Origin of the sequence: Rhizobium leguminosarum bv. viciae, from assembly GCF_012276115.1 — a bacterium.
Taxonomy (GTDB): domain Bacteria; phylum Pseudomonadota; class Alphaproteobacteria; order Rhizobiales; family Rhizobiaceae; genus Rhizobium; species Rhizobium leguminosarum_T.
The window spans coordinates 1-16,823 of sequence record NZ_WIEU01000010.1; the positions used below are offsets into that span (position 1 = coordinate 1).

Genomic DNA, 16,823 nt, shown 5'->3' on the forward strand with positions numbered 1-16,823 from the left:
CGCGCTCGCTGACCGAGGGCGACTGCCTGATCGAGGTGGTGGAACCCGCCGGCTCCGACACCTTCGCCGTCACCAAGCTCGGCGGCAAATCCGTCGTCGCCCGCCTGCGCGCCGATACCGGCATCGCCCCAGGACAAAACACCCGCCTCGCCTTCAATCTCGACAAGGCCGTGTTCTTCGATCCCAATAGCCAGGCGCGGATCGCGTGAGGGTCAGGCGGCCGTCACGCCGAGCGACACCGGCGCGAAACGCGTCGAAACCGCTTCGACGGTGATCTCGCCGGTGAAGCCCGTCGCCTCCAGCCAGAAGCCGGCGGTGCCGCCCTGCAGCGGCACATTGGTCGGGCCGACGATCCTTGCCGGGCCGTGCACCTTCAGCGAAATGCTGTCGTTCATGAAAGGCAGGCGCTGGCCGCGCTGGTCGAGGGCGCGGATGATGACGCGCGTGCTGTCGCGTTCGCGGGCTTTCAGCGTAAGGCTATCGGCAACCACTTCCAGGGTCGTCGGCAGCGGATCGGCCATCAGCGTCAGGCTGGCCACCGGCTCGCCGCCGATATAACCGGTGAAGGTGCCGTCGATCCATTCGAGACCCCAGGTGCCAAGCTCATCGGCGGTAAAGTGCCGATGGTCGAGCACAACGGGCGGGTGCGGCAGATGCGGGTAGTTCTCGCGGTCCGGACCGATGCGCTTGCTGAGCGAACCATATTGCAGCTCCACCTCGTCGCAGTTGGTCAGGATGATCAGCGGCAGCACGCCGCCGATATTGCGTTCGCCGCGCGCCCAGAAGGTCACCGGCTTCATGACGATCTCCTCGGAAGGGTCGCACTGGCTAATATAGGCGAAAGCTGCGAATTTCGGCTCGCGGAACATGTCCATGACGCCGTGATAGCAGATGCGGTCGCCGGAGCCGAAATCCTTGTGGGTGTTGTAATCGAACATGCACCAGCCGATGGCGCCGGAGATATCGGGATCGCCATAGGCGGCATTCAGCACTTCCAGGTGCCGGCGCACATGCTCGGCCTGACGCTGCTCCTGGTCATAAATCTTCGTCGGGTGCATGTGGCCGTTGAACTCGGTGATGAGGTACGGCACCTTGTGCGACCGTCCGGTATTTTCCTGCTGGGCGCGCAGCGCGGTGCGCGGGCGGTTGGCGCCCGGCAGCTCTTCATTGCCGAGGATGAAGTCGTTCATCGTGTAGACGTCTTCGAGCAGCTCGCTCTCGGTGAGATAACGCACGCCGCCGGTCTGGCGGGTGCTGTCGAGTTCACGGGCGAGGCGATTGGTCTCGGCGTAGAAATCGTGATTATCCTGCGATTCGTTGATGCGCACGCCCCAGATGATGATCGAGGGATGGTTCCAGTCGCGCTCGATCATGCGGCGGACGTTCTCGATCGATTCCTGCTGCCATTCGGCATCGCCGATATGCTGCCAGCCGGGGATCTCCTCGAAAACCAGCAGACCGATTGCGTCGCATCGGTCGAGGAACCATTTCGACTGCGGATAATGCGAGGTGCGGACGATATTGCACTTCAGCACCGTCTTCATGATGTCGGCGTCGCGCTCCTGGGCGGAGCGGCCGGCGGCATAACCGACATAGGGGAAGGCCTGATGACGGTTGAGGCCGCGCAGCTTCAGCGGTTTGGCGTTGAGGAGAAACCCTTCCGGCGTGAATTCGGCGGTGCGGAAGCCGAACCTAGTCGAGACACGGTCGGAGCCGTGTTCGGTCCTGAGCTCGACGGTGACGTCATAGAGCGTGGGATCGGCGATGTCCCAGAGGGCGATGCCGGTGAGGCCGCCAAACGAGAGCGTGGTGCGGCTGCCGATCGTTTCGGTCGCGGCAGTGGCGACCACCGTGCCGTCGGCCTGTTTCAGCGTGGCGGTGACGGTCGCCGAGAAGCTGCGGCCCTCAGGATTGGCGATGTCGACGCGTATGGTCGCCGATTTCTCCGGGCGAAGAACGTCAGTGGTTTCGATCTTGAGATTGCGGATCGAGACCGGGTCGGTGACCTTCAGCCAGACGTCGCGGTAGATGCCGGCATAGGTCAGATAATCGATGCGGCCGCCGAAAGGCGGAATGTCTGGGTTCTCGCTGCCGTCGATCTTGACGGTGACGAGGTTCTCGCCCTTGACGAGCTTGCCGGTGAGGCGGGCCTCGAAGGGGGTGTAGCCGTCTTTATGGGCAATGATTTCTTCGCCGTTCAGATAAACGACGCTGTCGGCCATGGCGGCGTCGAAGACGAGCGAGACCTCGCGGCCCTCGAATTCCGGCAGCCAGCGCAGCACCTTCTGATAGGTGAAGGCGCGCTGATAGCTGGTCTCGTCGAAATAGCTGAAGGGCAGTTCGACGGCGGTATGCGGCAGACTGACCGACTTGGCCGCATCGAAAGCTTCGAGCAAACGCTGGCCGAAGCCCTCATGGAAACTCCAGCCTTCGTTGAAGGAAACGACGGAACGCATTCAGGCTCTCCCGGTTACGGCATCAGGGACGGTACGGCGCCTTTCGGCGCGTGAAAATTGAGTCATGGTATTCCTCCTTGATGCAATGGGTATGTGCGCGGTCAGGCGGTTGAGCCCCAGCGGGCGGTGCAGGTGAGCGTGATGCTGTGCGGGCCTTCGATCTCGGCGTCATGGCGTTCGATCAATTCGACGACGGCATCGATGAAGGCGACGTGGTCGAGGCTCAGCGTGGTGAGGTCGTTGCAATCCCAGGCGGCCATGGCAATGCCGTCCTGGCCGACGATGGCAATATCATCAGGGGTGTTCTTGCCGAGCACCCGGCGGGCCGCATCGCGTGCGCCGATCGCCATGACGTCGTTGCCGCAGATGATGGCGTCGACCTTATCCCGGTGCAGCAGGAGCACGGCTTCCTTGAAGCCGGAATCATAGGAGTAGTCACCGAAGGCCTGTGCCTCGAAAGCAAGTCCGCGCTTGGCTAGCGCATCGACGAACCATTTTCGCCGGAGCTTGTCGATCCAGCTTGAATTGGTGCCGGAGAGGTAGGCAAAACGCTTCTTGCCGTCGCGGACGATCTTATCGATGATCTCGTCGGCCGCCTCAGCGCCGTCGATGCGGATGCTGGAGACGCTTTCGTTGTCGAGCGGCTCGAAGGAGACGATGATCGGCTTCGTCGTATGGAAGATGTCGACCGCATCCTGCATCGACACCATGTCGGAAAAGACGACGACGTGATCGACCTGATAGGTGGAGGCAAGGCGCATCAGCTGCAGCCGGTCGGAATGATCGGCGCAGCAGAGGATGATCGGCAGCAATTGTCTCGCCTGCAGACGGTGGACGAGAAGCTGCTGCTCCTCGGCCTCGCAAGGGTTGCCGATCGCATTGACGACGAGCGCGACAAGCCGCGAACGCTGGTTGTTCAGCGAGCGGGCGATCGCGTTCGGCTGGTAGCCATGTTCACGGGCGACGGCGAGGATGCGGTCGCGCGTCGCGCTGCCGATGCGTGAATCCGGCGAGAAGGCGCGGGAAATGGTGGCGGAGGAGACGCCGGCGAGTTTCGCCAGTTCCTTCGAGGTGATCCGCCGTCTGCTCATACCGCTCATCTTCAGCGCCTATTGGGCGACGATCCTGACGGAAGCGCCGTCGGCCGCTGCCGATTCCTTAATTGCATCCCATAGCCTAGCGAATCTGAGGCCCATTTCAACGGAGCCGGAGTTTTCCATCTTTCCCTCACGAATGGCGAGGAAATTCTTCATAGGGTTGCCGAGAATCTCAGCTTCCTCGCGCGGCTCGGCGGTACGCCCGATACTGATCTCGCGCCAGCCGCCCCAGGCGTCGATGCGGACGATCGCCTTCGAATAGAAGAAGGTGATGTAGGAGGCGCAGCCCGGAGGGCCTTCGCCGGCGGCCGTCAATGTCGCCAGCGCGCCGTTTTTCAGCCGGGCGGAGACGGCGGTGGCGATATCGACCTGTCTGCCGTGGTTGTTCATATAGGCCGACACGCTGTCGAAATCCGAATTGGCGAGCAGGCAGACCGTGTTCATCATATGGGCGCCGGTATCGAACATGAAGCCGCCGCCGGAGATGCCAGGCTGCTGCTTCCAATGGCCGTCGTAGTTGGACGACCAGCTTTCCCAGATCATGCCGGATATGGCGATCAACGCGCCGAATTCGCCGGCGAGGGCCCGCCGGCGCGTGTCGAGCACCAGCGGCGACAGGCCGCCCTGGAAGGCGGTGACGATGGTGACGCCACTCTTTTTCTGCGCAGCGATCAGCCTCTCGGCCTCAGCAACCGTTGTCACCATCGGCTTTTCCAGGAAGAGGTCGAGGCCAGCCTCGGCGACGGCGGTTGCCTGCTCGGCATGGAAGGCGTGCGGGGTCGAGACGTAGACGATGTCGAGTTCGCCCCGGCATTCGGCAAGCATCTGGCGATAATCCTCGAAGCCCTTCGGTTTGGGTGCGCCGGCGGCGAGGCAGACGTCGATCAGGCGCTGGCGCGACGCCGCCGTGGTGTCGGCGAGTGCAGCAAATTCGATCTCGGGCATCTTGACCCAGCTCTCGGCATATTCTGCCGCCTTCAAGCCAGCGCCGATGACGCCGAGGCGCAATTTCTCAGACATGAAATTCCTCCCTGAATACATTGTGCACACGATTACACAAACCATATGGCGATGGCAATATCTAAATAGACAAGGAATATCAGCATATTAAAGCTCACCTTCGATTCTTTTCAAAGACCATCTTGTCAGTGCTAAGAATGCGTGTACATTTTCACAACCGGTGCTGGAGGGCGCCGTGTCTCTACACAAGGGAGGACTTCCGTTGAAGAAAATGGTTCTTGGCGGCCTATGCGCCATTCTGCTGAGCGCGGTTTCGACGCTGGCACAGGCAGAAACAATCCGAATTGCAAACCATGGTCAGGCCGGCATCGACGCGATGAAGTCGACGGTCGAGCGGATCGAAAAGAAATATGGCGTCACCGTCGAGGTCATCGAATATCCGGCACCCGACAAGGACTATCTTACCAAGCTCCTGACCGAGCTCGGCGCCGGCAACGCGCCCGACCTGTTTTCCATCCCGACCACGGCTGCCGTTGCCGACATGGTGGAAGCCGGTTACCTCGCGCCGGTTACCAAGGAGTTCAAGGCTTGGGACGGCTACGCCAACCTCTATGACGTCGCCAAGGAGCTTGCCGTCAGCCCGGATGGCGAAACCTATGTGATGCCGTTCATGCTCGGCATTCAGGAAATCTATTACCGCAAGGACGTTCTCGAAAAAGCCGGCATCTCCACCGAACAGCCGAAGACCTGGCAAGGACTTCTCGACCGCGCGGTCGAGATCAAGCAGAAGACCGGCGCCTACGGCCTGCTCTTCCCGGCCGGCGTCTCCTGGGGAAGCGGCGCCTTCGACGAAGGCTTCCAGCACCTGCTCGTCGGTTCCAAGACGCCGCAGCTCGTCGATGCCGACGGCAAGCTCGATCTCAATGGCGAAGGCATCAAGGATGTCTTCAACGTCTACAAGGAACTGATCGACAAGGATCTGATGCCGACGCAGCCGCTGCTCGGACCTGAGCCCTGGGTCGTGCCGAAGTACCAGATGTTCCCGGAAGGCAAGCTCGCCGCGACCACCTGCGGCTCCTGGTGCTATATTTTCGACTGGGGTCGCGAGAGCAAGAACCCGATCCCTGACGTAACGAAGGTTGTGGGAACCTGGACGGTTCCCGGCCAGAGCAGCGGCCAGTACGTACTTGCCAATCTCGCTGCGCCGTGGGCCGTCAATTCCAAGTCGGCCAATACGGAATTGGCGATCAAGGCGCTGATGGAGATCGGCTCGATCGAGACGCAGGTTTCCTACGCCGCCCGCATCGGCAACATCCCGGCCAGCAAGGATGCGGCTGACAATGCCGAGTTCAAGAAGCTGGCGGAACTGGTTCCGATCCATGCCGCCGCCGGAAACGGCGTGTTTCTGAAACAGGCCTCCGGTTTCGGCACGGTCTCGGAAGGTGTGGCGCGCGCTACCGAAGCGCTGCTGCGCAAGGAAACCGATGCCGCCGGCGCCCAGAAGATCCTTGTCGACTACGTCAAGGAAACGCTCGGCGACGACATGGTCAAGTAAGTTCCGGCACCCTCTCTTCCGCCACGACGGGGACGCGGCGCCAACGCCCGCGTCTTCCCGCTTTCATTCGATAAGCCGGTTCCATCGATAAGGTTTGTGAGCTTCCATGGCCCGAAACTCTCATGAAAAGCGCGCCGAGCGGCAATGGCTGCTGATCCTGCTGCCATCGCTGGTGCTGCTTCTGGCCTTCGTCATCTATCCGGCCCTCTATTCGATCTATCTGAGCTTTACCAATGAAGCGCTGACCGGGGCCGCGGCCCTTCGGCCCCGCTTCGTCGGTCTCAGGAATTACACGCGGCTTTTCAACGACGCGAAGTTCTGGAATTCCCTGTTCGTCACCTTCGTCTTCGTCATCGGTTCAGCGGTGATCGGCCAGTTCGTGCTCGGCCTGATCTCGGCAATTGCGCTGCGCCGGCCGATCCGCTTTCGGCGGGTGTTCTCGTCGATCATCCTGTTGCCGAATGCAGCCCCTGAAGTCGTCGCCGGTTTCATGTGGATCTCAATGCTGGCGGGCGGCGACAATGCCACACTCAGCCGCATTGTCAGTTTTTTCGGCATCACGCCGGCCGACTGGCTGCAGGTCTTCCCGCTGTCGATGATCATCGTTGTCAACACCTGGCGCGGCATCGCCACGGCGATGATCCTGCTGACGGCCGGCCTCAGCACCATTCCGGCGGAGATCTACGAGGCGGCCCGCATGGACGGCGCCACCCCATCGCAGATGTTCCGCCGCATCACCCTGCCGCTGATGATGCCGACGATCCTGCTCTACATGCTGATCTCGGCCGTCTCCACCATCGCCGTCTTCGGCCTCGTCTATGCGCTAACGCGCGGCGGGCCGGGCGGGGCGACCGAGGTCGTCAGCATCTATATCTACAACCAATCCTTCACGGCGTTCCAGCTGGGTTATGGTGCTGCGGTCGCCGTCGTCGCGCTCGTCATCTCGCTGATATTAGGTATCGCCTATGTCCGAGCCATGAAGGTGGAGGTCTGACATGGCCGTCGTTTCCCCGAGCGAAACTGCAAACAAGGGTCGCTCCGACCTCATTGCCTATGCGACACTGTCGCTGATCTCGATCTTCTGCGCCGTGCCCTTCTTCTGGGTGCTGCTCGCCTCGCTCGACGGCAACGCGCAGCTCTTCCTGCATTGGCCGGAGCAATGGACCTTCGCTAACTATATCAGAGTCTTCGCCAAGGAAGACGGGGCGAAGTGGCTGTTCAACTCGCTCTTCGTGGTCGCTAGCGCGACGCTGCTCGTCATGGTGCTTTCAGGGCTCGGCGGTTATGCGCTGTCGCGCACCCGGGCCTGGTGGAAGCTACCCTTCCTCTACGCGATCCTGCTCATCCGGGTGCTGCCGCCGACGGCGCTGGTCGTGCCGCTCTACAAATTCCTGCTGACGCTGAACAATGCGGAAGCAGCAGTGCTCAGGCCGATCTTCGGCAGCTATGCGCGCGACATCATGCGCTGGACCGGCTTCATCGACGGTTATCTCGGGCTGATCCTGGTGCTGGCGACGATGCAATTGCCGCTGGCGCTCTGGATCATGAAGACCTTCTTCGACGGGCTGCCGAGGGACTACGAGGAGGCGGCGCTGATGGATGGAGCGACGCTCATCCAGCGCATCCGCCGGGTGCTGATCCCGCTGGCGCTGCCGGGGCTTACCGCTGCCGGGCTGTTCGCCTTCATGTCGGCCTGGGGCGATTTCCTGCTGCCGCTGATCTTCCTGTCGTCGCCGGAGCTGCAGACGCTGCCGCTCGGTCTTTTCCGCGCCTTCCTGCGCGTCAACGAGATCGATTACGGCCTGCTGACCGCGCTGGCATTCATCTATCTGCTGCCCGCCGTCGTCGCCTTTGGTTTTGCGCGGCGCTTCCTCGTCCAGACGTTTTCGGGCGGCGTGAAGGGCTGAGATCAAGAAAGAGAAACAGATGATCAATCTCAGAAACGTTCGCAAATTCTACGGCGCGCTCGAGGTCATCAAGGGCGTCGACATCACCGTGGAAGACGGCGAATTCGCGGTTTTCGTCGGTCCGTCCGGCTGCGGCAAGTCCACGCTGCTGCGGATGATCGCCGGCCTCGAAGGCATCGACGAGGGCGACCTCATCCTCAACGGCAAACGCATCAACGACGTGCCGCCCGACAAGCGCGGCATCGCCATGGTGTTCCAGTCCTATGCGCTCTATCCGCATATGAGCGTTGCCGAAAACATCGGCTTTTCGCTCAGCTTGAAGAAGGTGCCGGAGGCGGAAATCCGCCGGCAGGTGGAAGCTGTGGCCGAAATCCTGCAGCTCACCGATTACCTCGACCGCCGCCCGGCCGCCCTTTCCGGCGGCCAGCGCCAGCGCGTGGCGATCGGCCGCGCCATCATCAAGAAACCGGCGTTGATCCTGTTCGACGAGCCGCTGTCGAACCTCGATTCGGCGCTGCGCGTGCAGATGCGCGCTGAGCTGCAACGCCTGCACCGCGAGCTGAAGGCGACCGTCGTCTACGTCACCCACGACCAGGTGGAGGCGATGACGATGGCAGACCGCATCGTCGTGCTGAACAAGGGTCTCGTGGCACAGGAGGGCGCGCCGATGTCGCTTTACCATCAGCCGGACAATGAATTCGTCGCGACCTTCATCGGCTCGCCGAAGATGAACATCATTCCCGTCGCCGCGACGCGGCCCATGACCGGCAAGCTGCATCTCGACAGCCCGATCGGGCTTTCGCTCGACCTGGCCGATGCGGACGGCGCGGTGCCGCAGGGCGAGGCCAAGCTCGGCATCCGGCCGGAGCATCTGAAGATCGCAGCCGAGGGCCAGGGACATTTCACCGCCGAGGTCGTCATCGTCGAGCGGCTCGGCGTCGAGACCTACATGACCGTCGGTTCGCAGCAGCAGCCGATCGTGGTGCGCGCCGAAGGCGATATCGCGGTGCGGCCGGGCGACCGCGTGCCGCTGACGGCCGATCCCGCCGCCTGCCACCTGTTCGATTCCGCCGGCCGGGTCATCCGTCCGGCAACCGCCTGACAATTTCGCCCGACACATCAAGACCTAAACATCGAGGCCCAAACATCGAGGAATGCCATGACAATCAAGGTCACCATCTGGAACGAGGGACGCCACGAGCAGCTCCATAAAGAGGTTCAGGAGATCTATCCTGATCGTATCGATGGAGCGATCGCATCAGGCATTGCCCATCCCGATTTCGAAATTCGCCGCGGCACGCTCGATGATCCTGATGAAGGCCTGCCGGACAGCGTGCTCGATGATACCGACGTGCTACTCTGGTGGGGGCATATGGCGCATGAGGAGGTCAGCGACGGGCTGATCGACCGCGTGCAGCAGCGCGTGCTGAAGGGCATGGGTTTGCTGGTGCTGCATTCCGGCCACCATTCCAAGCTCTTCCGCCGGCTGATGGGCACCAATGCCAACCTGTCCTGGCGGGAGACGCCGGAAGGCGACCTGGAGCGCGTCTGGGTGGTCAATCCCTCGCATCCGATCGCCGAGGGGCTGCCGCCCTATTTCGAGGTCAATGCCTCGGAAATGTATGGCGAGCCCTTCGATATTCCGCAGCCGGACGAGCTGGTGTTCATTTCCTGGTATTCCGGCGGCGAGGTGTTCCGCAGCGGCTGCACCTTCCAGCGCGGGCGTGGGCGCATCTTCTTCTTTAGCCCCGGCCACGAGACCTATCCGATCTATCACGACAAGACCGTGCACAAGGTGATCTCGAACGGCGTCCGCTGGGCAAAGCAGAAACACACCGATGGCCGCATCCTGGAAAACTGGCACCGGGCCGAGCCGCTGCACGGCCGCCCCGACAAAGCGAAGGCCTGATCTATGGATATTGTGCGCCGGTCGTCTTGAGATAGATCGAATAGACCGAACGCGTCGCAGTGATGAAGAGCCGGTTTTTCTTGGGGCCGCCGAAGGTGAGGTTGGACACCGTCTGCGGCACCCTGATCTTGCCGAGCAGCGCTCCCTCGGGTGAAAAGCAGTGCACGCCGTCGGAGGCACTCGTCCAGAGATTGCCGGCGACATCGAAACGGAAACCGTCGGGATGACCGACCTCGAGGCTGCAGAAATAGCGGCTGTTGGCAAGCGCCCTGCCGTCGATGACGTCGAAAACGCGGATATGGCGCGGCACGTCATGTTTTGCGGAGCCGGAATCGGCAATATAAAGCTTCGTCTCATCAGGCGAGAAGGCAAGGCCGTTCGGCTGGATGAAATCCTCGACGACGGCGTCGACCGCGCCGCTTGCGGGGTCGATCCGGTAGACGTTGCGCGTCGGCTGTTCGGGCTCGGCCTTGTGGCCCTCGTAATCCGACAGGATGCCGTACGTCGGATCGGTGAACCAGATCCCGCCGTCGGAGGGCACGACGACGTCGTTCGGCGAGTTCAACCGCTTGCCCTGGTAGCTGTCGGCGAGAACGGTGATCGTGCCGTCCGTCTCGGTGCGGGTGACACGGCGGCCGCCATGTTCGCAGGAGACCAACCGGCCCTGCCGGTCACGGGTATTGCCATTGACGTAGTTGGAGGGCGAGCGGAAGACGGAGACCGTCCCATCCGGTGTCCAGCGCATCATGCGTTCATTCGGGATATCGCTCCAGAGAAGGCAGTTCAGGTCGGAAAACCAGACCGGGCCTTCCGTCCAGCGGCAGCCGGAGTAAAGCTCCTCAAGGGCGGCGCTGCCGATGACCATTGCACCGAAGCGTTCGTCGCGGATGTCGTAAAGCGGATTGTCGCCCATGCCGGTTTCCTCCCTGAATGCTGCCGTTCTTTTCCTAGCGGCAAAAACCTGGAGGTGCCAGAGCCCGGCGATGGAAATGCCGGACTCCGGTTTCGTCAGAGAGCCGCGACCGGATGCGGCGAGCCGTCGTAAGCGCCCCAGATCGACTGGTCGAAGCAGATGACCGAGCCGGTCATCAGACCGGATTCGCAAGACGACAGGTAAGCGCAGGCGCGCGCCACCTCGTGCGGATCGACGAGGCGGCCGAAGGGCTGGCTTGCCGCCGCCTTCTCCAGCCAGTCGGCGGGGGCATCGTGATATTCACGCTGGATCCGGTCCTCGCCTTCGGAGGCCATCCAACCGATGTTCAGGCCGTTGACGCGGATGCGGTTGCGCAGCAGCGCGTAGGCGGTATTCTTCGTCAGCGTTTCCAGCGCGCCCTTGGAGGCGCAATAGGCGGCGATGAAGGGCTGGCCGGCTTTGGCCGACATCGAGCCGATATTGACGACCGTACCCTCGATCTTTTCGCGGCGCATGACCTTCACCGCCTCCTGCATCAGGAAAAACGGCGCGCGAACATTGACGGCGAACATGGCGTCGAAGAGTTCCGGGCTGGTATCGAGAATGGTGCCGCGATCGGTGATGGCGGCGGCATTGACCAGCGCGTCGACGCGGCCGAAGGTCTCGTCACAGGCGCGCACGACATTCTGTGCATCCTCGACCTTGCCGAGGTCGGCTTTGACGTAGACGATCCTGGCGCCGGTCGCAGCCGAAATCTCCGCCGCCTTCGCCTTGCCCTTGGTTTCGTTGCGGCCGCAGATGACGATGCCCTTTGCACCGCGTTCGGCGAAGAGACGGGCAATGGTTGCACCCAATCCTTGCGTGCCGCCGGTGACGATGGCGATCTTGCCGTCGAGGCGGCCGTGCTCTGTGCTCATGAGGTTCCTCCTTTGTGATGACGTACGAATGGTCTCCCGCGGGTGCGAGAGGCTTATGTCAGTGCGGATGCCCCCTCATCCGCCCTACGGGCACCTTTGCCTGGGTTGAGCCACCGGTCTCAACCCGTCCTTCGGACCCCCGCTGGGGAGAAGAGATTCGCGGCAACGTCTCGATTTCCCCTTCTCCCCTCGGGGAGAAGGTGCCCGTAGGGCGGATGAGGGGGCTCCAGCCTCCAAATCAGCTCAGCTTCTTCTGCGCCTGCTCGGCAAGTGCTGCCGTAAAGGCTTCATCGCTCCAGCCTTCCCGCAGCGCTTCATGCATCAGCTGCGCCTGTGTCTTCGGCGCCAGTCCGCCGAGCGGCGGGTCGCGGTCGAGGTTGGTCGGGAAGGAATAGCCCTCGGCGCAGGCGGCGACGGCGTTGGCGATTTCGTCAGGCGAGAGCCTGCCCTGCAGGGCCTTCAAGGCGGGAAACAGCCTGGCGCTCATCCTCTCGCGGTTGACGGTTTCCATTGCCCGGCCGAAGGCGGAGGAGACCTGCAGGAGGTTGGCGACACGCTTGATGTCGGCCGAGCGGTTGGTGCCGGCGGCATGGAAGAGGGCGGGATTGAAGAAGACGACGTCGCCTTTTTCGAGCGGCAGCTGGACATGGTTGGTCTCGAAATAATCCCGGAACTCCTGCCGCTTCAGCGCGAGATAGCCCGGCACATAGGTCTGGCTGTGCGGCAGGAAGAGCGTCGGGCCGCTTTCGAGCGGCATGTCGCAATGGGCAACCGCACCCTGCAATGTCAGTACCGGCGAGAGCCGGTGCACATGCGCCGGGAACTGCTCGATCACCTTTGAGGACTGAAAGCCGAGATGGTAGTCGCGATGCGCCGACTGCGCCGAACCGCCCGGATTGACTCGGTTGACCTGCGCCGTCATCTGGTAGCTCGGGCCGAGCCAGGCTTCGCTGGCCAGCGCGATGATGACGTTGCCGTAATATTCGGCGAAATTTGCCGGATCGGCGAGGCAATGTTTTTCCAGCGAATTCCAGATACGGTCGTTGGCGCCAGGCTTGGCGAAGTGGTCGCCGCCGCCGGTCGCGGTGCGATGCTGTTCCTCGATGATCGCATCGAAGATCGTGCTGGCGCGGTCGATGATGCCGGTGTCTTCGTAGGCGCGCTTGAACACGACGACACCAGGACCCTCGCCGAAAGCGTCGCAGATTTCCGCCAACATGGCGCGTCGGGCTTCTGGCGTCGCGGCCGCCGTCATCACCTTGCGGCTGTCATAGATCAGCACGTTTTTTTCGACCGCAGACGCCGAGGGGTAATCGGCAAGCGTGGTCGTCTTTTCCGCAAGGGCGCGAAACTCATCGAGATCGCAGGCGTCTTCGCTCAGCCAGACGCGGTCGGCGCGCAGTTTCTGCTGGTTGTCGGTTTTCATGGGGGGCTCCTCCCTCTTTCCAATGGAGGCACTATACGCCGCGATGCCAGGTGATATAGATCAGAAATCCATCAAAAAACCATCAGGCCGATCGCATGGCACACCTCTTTCTCGTCAAGGATATCGCCTTCCAGGCAGGGCTCAGCACCGCGACCGTCGACCGGGTGCTGAACGGCAGGCCGGGTGTGCGCCGGCAGACCGAGATGCGGGTGAAGGCGGCGATCGCGGAGCTGGAGAAGCAGCAAGCCGGGGCGATGGGCGGCGGCCGCATGCTGGCGATCGATATCGTCATGGAGACGCCGCAGCGTTTCAGCGATGCGGTGCGGGCCGCCTTCGAGGCGGAGATGGCGACCTTCCTGCCGGATGTTTTTCGCTGCCGGTTCCATTTTGCCGAGGTGATGAAGCCGGCCGAACTGGTGCAGCTTCTCGATCGCATCCGGCTGCGTGGCACGCACGGCATCGTGCTCAAGGCGGCTGACGTCGCCGAGGTGGCTGCCGCCGTCGCGCGGGCGGATGCGGCCGGCATTCCCGTCGTGACGCTGGTGACCGACCTGCCGAATTCGGCCCGCATCGCCTATGCCGGCGCCGACAACCGGGCGGCGGGAGAGACCGCCGCCCATCTGATCGGCGAATTCCTCGGGGCTGGCGGCGGCAAGGTGCTGGTAACGCTGTCGAGCGGGCGGTTCCGTGGCGAGGAGGAGCGCGAAATCGGCTTTCGTCGCGTCATCCGCGGCCGTTATCCCGACATCGGCATTACCGAAATCAGCGAGGGGCACGGCACCGATGCTGCGACGGGAACGCTTGCCGCGGCAGCGCTTGCGGCCGACCCCGCCATCAACGCCGTCTATTCGATCGGTGGCGGCAACCGGGCGGTGCTGGCGGCCTTCGACACGGCCAAACGTCCCGTGCGCGTCTTCGTCGCCCATGATCTCGATGCGGATAATCGCGCCCTGCTTGCTGCGCGTCGGATCGGCTTCGTGCTGCATCATGATCTCAGAACCGATGCGCGTTCGGCCTTCCGGGCGATCATGAGCCGGGCGACTGCCTTGCCGCGCGCGGTTACGCCCACGCTTTCATCAGTCGAAATCATCACGCCCTACAATATGCCCGCGGCCGATTGAGCCAATTGACTTCCTTCGATGCCGAATTCGGGCTACAGCTTTGAAGCGAGTATAGGTGAGCGGCATGGATTACAGCGACGTCAGCACGATTGCAGCCTGGATCACGGAGCAGGGACTGAAAGGCGCTTCAGAGGCCGAGTTGATGACCGGTTTCTGCTCGGCTTGCCGGGACGCCGGCCTGCCGCTCGACCGTGGTCTGGCGCTGATGGATACGCTGCATCCGGTGCATGAGGGCCGCGCCTTCCGCTGGGACAGCGTCGAGGAAGTCGAGACCGAATTCGAATATGGTCCGACGATCTCGGGCGAAGCGGCGTCGAACTGGCAGCGTTCGGCCTTCTATCATCTTTGGTCTCGCAACGAGCGGGAGATACGCCGGCGTCTTGGCTTCGGCGATCCGATCGATTTCTCCATGCTCGATACGATCGCTGAAGCCGGTCACACCGACTATGTGGCGATGATGCATCGTTTTTCCGAGGCCGGCACGATCGGCGAGATGGATTGCTTCTTCTCGCATTTCGCGACGAAACATCCGGAGGGCTTTTCCGATCACGACCTCGCCATCCTGCGCAAGCTGGTGCCGGTGTTGGGGCTGGCGATCAAATGCATCGCGCTCGGGCGTATCGCCCGCACCATCGCCGAGGTCTATCTCGGCGAGGACGCCGCGCGCCAGGTGATGGAAGGCAAGATCAGCCGCGGCAAATCGGAGCGGATTTCCGCGGCACTCTGGTTTTCCGACCTGCTGAACTACACCAAAATTTCCGACAGCGTGCCGCCGGAGGAGATCATCCCGCTGCTCAACGACTATAGCGAGGCGGTGATCACGGCGATCCACGAGTCCGGCGGCAACGTGCTGAAGCTGATCGGCGACGGTGTGCTCGCCATCTTCAAGGGTGCGGTGCCGGCGGAGACATGTCGTGCGGCGCTGAGCGCCGAATCGCTGCTGCGGGAAAAGCTGACCACGCTGAATGCTGTGCGTGCGACCGACGGCCGGGCGACGACCGACGTCTATATCGGCCTGCATATCGGCGACGTCTTCTACGGCAATATCGGCAGCCAGGACCGGTTGGACTTCACCGTCATCGGACCTGCCGTCAACGAGGTCAGCCGCATCGCCTCGATCTGCCGCTCGGTCGATCTCAACGTCTTGATGTCCTCCGATTTCGCCGCCGCGATACCGGAGGAGGAGCGCGCATCACTCGCCTGCATCGGGCGTTATGTGTTGCGCGGCGTGCAGCGCGCGCAGGAACTGTATACTCTCGACAGCGCCCGGCTGAACGGCTGAGTTCCCGACTGAAAAGGCTATCGCAGCAGACCCTGGCCGCCGTCGATCCAGATCGGCGTACCGGTGATGTGTCGGGCGCGGTCGGAGGCGAGGAAAAGGATGGTTTCGGCGACGTCCTCGCTCTTGCCTGCCTTGCCGCCGGCAATCGGGATGTCGCCCTCAGGCCAGATGACCGGAACCTCCGTCTCCTCGCGATGGCGGCTGTCGGTATTCGCGCCGATATTGGTCTCGATCTCGCCGGGGCAGACGGCATTGACGCGGATGCCGTGCCGACCGAGTTCGAGGGCGAGCTGCTGGACCATGGCGACCTGGCCCGCCTTGGTTGCGGTGTAGGCGGTGGCGCCCGGTGTGGTAAAGGTACGGGTGCCGTTGATCGAAGAGACGACGATGATCGACCCGCCATGGCGCTTCAGATGCGGAACCGTCAGATGCAGGGTCAGATAGGTGCCGCGCAGATTGACGGCGATGGTCGTGTCCCATTCATCCGGCCTCAGATCGTCGATCGGTGCCCAGACACCGTTGATCCCAGCATTGGCGACAACGATGTCGAGGCCGTCGAAGGTGTCGGTCAGTTGCGCGACGGCGTCCCGCATTTGAGGTTCGTCGCTGGTATCTGCCGTCAGCGGGATCGAATGGCCGCCGGCGGCCTTGATCTCGGCGCAAGTTTTTTCGACCTCGTCGGCGGTGCGGCTCAATGCTGCGACCTTTGCACCCTCGGCAGCGAGCCGCAACGCGGCCGCTTTGCCGATGCCGGAACCGGCGCCTGTCACCAATGCGATCTTTCCCTTCAGCTCCATGGGCGGCCTCTCCTTGCGGTTTTGCCGACATGCCAACTATTCGGCGCGGCAATTGGTTCCGGAAGGAGGCGGGCCGTCGCGGTTATCTGAGAAGCGTTTGCTTCAACGCCCATCTCTCCGGTCCGTGGACGGCGGCAAAGAGCAGACCGGCGAGGAAGGTAAAGTGATCGATGAAGAAGCCGAATTCGGCCTGGTTCTGCTGCCAATGGGACGGGCCGTGGAAGGCGAAAGCGAGGAAGATCACATAGATGCCCGCGAGCAGGCTGGCCTCGGTGAAGAAGGCCCCTGATATGAAAGCGAGTGCCAGCGCGATCTCGAAGAAGGCGGCGACCCAGGCAAGGAATGTCGCCATCGGAAAGCCGGCAGCAGTGATATAGCCCGCCGTTGCGCCGATATCGGCGAACTTGAAGCCGGCGGCCATGAAGAAGACGAAGCTGAAGATGATGCGGGCGACGATGATTGCGATTGCTCTGGCCATCCTGA

General features: G+C 62.5%; 15 protein-coding genes and 1 pseudogene. 8 read left to right on the plus strand and 8 right to left on the minus strand.

Annotation, left to right across the window (positions count from 1 at the left end):
• A pseudogene (locus tag GFM02_RS18265) lies at nucleotides 1-209 on the plus strand (sugar ABC transporter ATP-binding protein); the annotation flags it as partial.
• 3 nt (nucleotides 210-212) lie between these two features.
• Here GFM02_RS18265 and GFM02_RS18270 read toward each other — a convergent pair.
• The 3 genes from GFM02_RS18270 to GFM02_RS18280 form a co-directional block, all read right to left on the minus strand.
• Complete coding sequence (locus GFM02_RS18270; RefSeq protein ID WP_168273281.1) at nucleotides 213-2,456, minus strand: glycoside hydrolase family 2 protein; 2,244 nt, start codon at nucleotides 2,454-2,456, stop codon at nucleotides 213-215.
• 101 nt (nucleotides 2,457-2,557) lie between these two features.
• A complete protein-coding gene (locus GFM02_RS18275; protein ID WP_168273280.1) occupies nucleotides 2,558-3,556 on the minus strand; it encodes a LacI family DNA-binding transcriptional regulator in 999 nt (332 codons plus the stop codon).
• Nucleotides 3,557-3,565: 9 nt separating this feature from the next.
• A complete protein-coding gene (locus GFM02_RS18280) occupies nucleotides 3,566-4,573 on the minus strand; it encodes a Gfo/Idh/MocA family protein (RefSeq protein ID WP_168322370.1) in 1,008 nt (335 codons plus the stop codon).
• Between the two features lie 202 nt (nucleotides 4,574-4,775).
• Between GFM02_RS18280 and GFM02_RS18285 the strand changes: the two genes are divergently transcribed.
• The 5 genes from GFM02_RS18285 (at nucleotide 4,776) to GFM02_RS18305 (ending at nucleotide 9,884) form a co-directional block, all read left to right on the plus strand.
• On the plus strand, nucleotides 4,776-6,068 hold the full coding sequence (locus GFM02_RS18285; protein ID WP_168273278.1) for an ABC transporter substrate-binding protein: 1,293 nt from the start codon (nucleotides 4,776-4,778) through the stop codon (nucleotides 6,066-6,068).
• Between the two features lie 106 nt (nucleotides 6,069-6,174).
• Entirely contained in the window at nucleotides 6,175-7,062 is an 888-nt protein-coding gene (locus GFM02_RS18290) for a carbohydrate ABC transporter permease (protein ID WP_018243685.1), read from the plus strand.
• A gap of 1 nt (nucleotide 7,063) precedes the next feature.
• On the plus strand, nucleotides 7,064-7,975 hold the full coding sequence (locus GFM02_RS18295; protein ID WP_168273277.1) for a carbohydrate ABC transporter permease: 912 nt from the start codon (nucleotides 7,064-7,066) through the stop codon (nucleotides 7,973-7,975).
• A 19-nt stretch (nucleotides 7,976-7,994) separates the two neighbouring features.
• Nucleotides 7,995-9,077, plus strand: coding sequence for an ABC transporter ATP-binding protein (locus GFM02_RS18300; protein WP_020051753.1), 1,083 nt, complete (start codon nucleotides 7,995-7,997; stop codon nucleotides 9,075-9,077).
• A 57-nt stretch (nucleotides 9,078-9,134) separates the two neighbouring features.
• Entirely contained in the window at nucleotides 9,135-9,884 is a 750-nt protein-coding gene (locus GFM02_RS18305; protein ID WP_168273276.1) for a ThuA domain-containing protein, read from the plus strand.
• 1 nt (nucleotide 9,885) lies between these two features.
• On the opposite strand, the gene GFM02_RS18310 is transcribed toward GFM02_RS18305, so the two are convergent.
• From GFM02_RS18310 to GFM02_RS18320, 3 genes are all read right to left on the minus strand, one after another.
• Nucleotides 9,886-10,797: an SMP-30/gluconolactonase/LRE family protein gene (locus GFM02_RS18310; RefSeq protein ID WP_168322371.1), complete on the minus strand. Its 912-nt coding sequence runs from the start codon at nucleotides 10,795-10,797 to the stop codon at nucleotides 9,886-9,888.
• 95 nt (nucleotides 10,798-10,892) lie between these two features.
• On the minus strand, nucleotides 10,893-11,714 hold the full coding sequence (locus GFM02_RS18315) for an SDR family oxidoreductase (protein ID WP_168273274.1): 822 nt from the start codon (nucleotides 11,712-11,714) through the stop codon (nucleotides 10,893-10,895).
• Nucleotides 11,715-11,952: 238 nt separating this feature from the next.
• The gene (locus GFM02_RS18320) at nucleotides 11,953-13,140 is read right to left on the minus strand and encodes a phytanoyl-CoA dioxygenase family protein (protein ID WP_168273273.1); all 1,188 of its coding nucleotides are present in this window, start codon (nucleotides 13,138-13,140) and stop codon (nucleotides 11,953-11,955) included.
• A gap of 95 nt (nucleotides 13,141-13,235) precedes the next feature.
• Here GFM02_RS18320 and GFM02_RS18325 point away from each other — a divergent pair, with 95 nt between their 5' ends.
• Together GFM02_RS18325 and GFM02_RS18330 are read left to right on the plus strand one after the other, a co-directional pair.
• Entirely contained in the window at nucleotides 13,236-14,261 is a 1,026-nt protein-coding gene (locus GFM02_RS18325) for a LacI family DNA-binding transcriptional regulator (RefSeq protein WP_168322372.1), read from the plus strand.
• Between the two features lie 64 nt (nucleotides 14,262-14,325).
• On the plus strand, nucleotides 14,326-15,543 hold the full coding sequence (locus tag GFM02_RS18330; protein ID WP_168273271.1) for an adenylate/guanylate cyclase domain-containing protein: 1,218 nt from the start codon (nucleotides 14,326-14,328) through the stop codon (nucleotides 15,541-15,543).
• Nucleotides 15,544-15,560: 17 nt separating this feature from the next.
• On the opposite strand, the gene GFM02_RS18335 is transcribed toward GFM02_RS18330, so the two are convergent.
• Nucleotides 15,561-16,340, minus strand: coding sequence for an SDR family oxidoreductase (locus GFM02_RS18335; RefSeq protein WP_168322373.1), 780 nt, complete (start codon nucleotides 16,338-16,340; stop codon nucleotides 15,561-15,563).
• Between the two features lie 82 nt (nucleotides 16,341-16,422).
• Nucleotides 16,423-16,818 carry a DoxX family protein gene (locus GFM02_RS18340; RefSeq protein ID WP_130692781.1) on the minus strand — a complete coding sequence of 132 codons (396 nt, stop codon included), beginning with the start codon at nucleotides 16,816-16,818 and terminating at the stop codon, nucleotides 16,423-16,425.
• Nucleotides 16,819-16,823 lie beyond the last annotated feature (5 nt).

What these genes read in the sequence shown, in the direction of transcription:
- GFM02_RS18270 (WP_168273281.1), bottom strand. Translation starts at nt 2,456, where the DNA reads ATGCGTTCCGTCGTTTCCTTCAACGAAGGCTGGAGTTTCCATGAGGGC.
- GFM02_RS18275 (WP_168273280.1), bottom strand. Translation starts at nt 3,556, where the DNA reads ATGAGCGGTATGAGCAGACGGCGGATCACCTCGAAGGAACTGGCGAAA.
- GFM02_RS18280 (WP_168322370.1), bottom strand. Translation starts at nt 4,573, where the DNA reads ATGTCTGAGAAATTGCGCCTCGGCGTCATCGGCGCTGGCTTGAAGGCG.
- GFM02_RS18290 (WP_018243685.1), top strand. Translation starts at nt 6,175, where the DNA reads ATGGCCCGAAACTCTCATGAAAAGCGCGCCGAGCGGCAATGGCTGCTG.
- GFM02_RS18295 (WP_168273277.1), top strand. Translation starts at nt 7,064, where the DNA reads ATGGCCGTCGTTTCCCCGAGCGAAACTGCAAACAAGGGTCGCTCCGAC.
- GFM02_RS18300 (WP_020051753.1), top strand. Translation starts at nt 7,995, where the DNA reads ATGATCAATCTCAGAAACGTTCGCAAATTCTACGGCGCGCTCGAGGTC.
- GFM02_RS18305 (WP_168273276.1), top strand. Translation starts at nt 9,135, where the DNA reads ATGACAATCAAGGTCACCATCTGGAACGAGGGACGCCACGAGCAGCTC.
- GFM02_RS18310 (WP_168322371.1), bottom strand. Translation starts at nt 10,797, where the DNA reads ATGGGCGACAATCCGCTTTACGACATCCGCGACGAACGCTTCGGTGCA.
- GFM02_RS18315 (WP_168273274.1), bottom strand. Translation starts at nt 11,714, where the DNA reads ATGAGCACAGAGCACGGCCGCCTCGACGGCAAGATCGCCATCGTCACC.
- GFM02_RS18320 (WP_168273273.1), bottom strand. Translation starts at nt 13,140, where the DNA reads ATGAAAACCGACAACCAGCAGAAACTGCGCGCCGACCGCGTCTGGCTG.
- GFM02_RS18325 (WP_168322372.1), top strand. Translation starts at nt 13,236, where the DNA reads ATGGCACACCTCTTTCTCGTCAAGGATATCGCCTTCCAGGCAGGGCTC.
- GFM02_RS18330 (WP_168273271.1), top strand. Translation starts at nt 14,326, where the DNA reads ATGGATTACAGCGACGTCAGCACGATTGCAGCCTGGATCACGGAGCAG.
- GFM02_RS18335 (WP_168322373.1), bottom strand. Translation starts at nt 16,340, where the DNA reads ATGGAGCTGAAGGGAAAGATCGCATTGGTGACAGGCGCCGGTTCCGGC.
- GFM02_RS18340 (WP_130692781.1), bottom strand. Translation starts at nt 16,818, where the DNA reads ATGGCCAGAGCAATCGCAATCATCGTCGCCCGCATCATCTTCAGCTTC.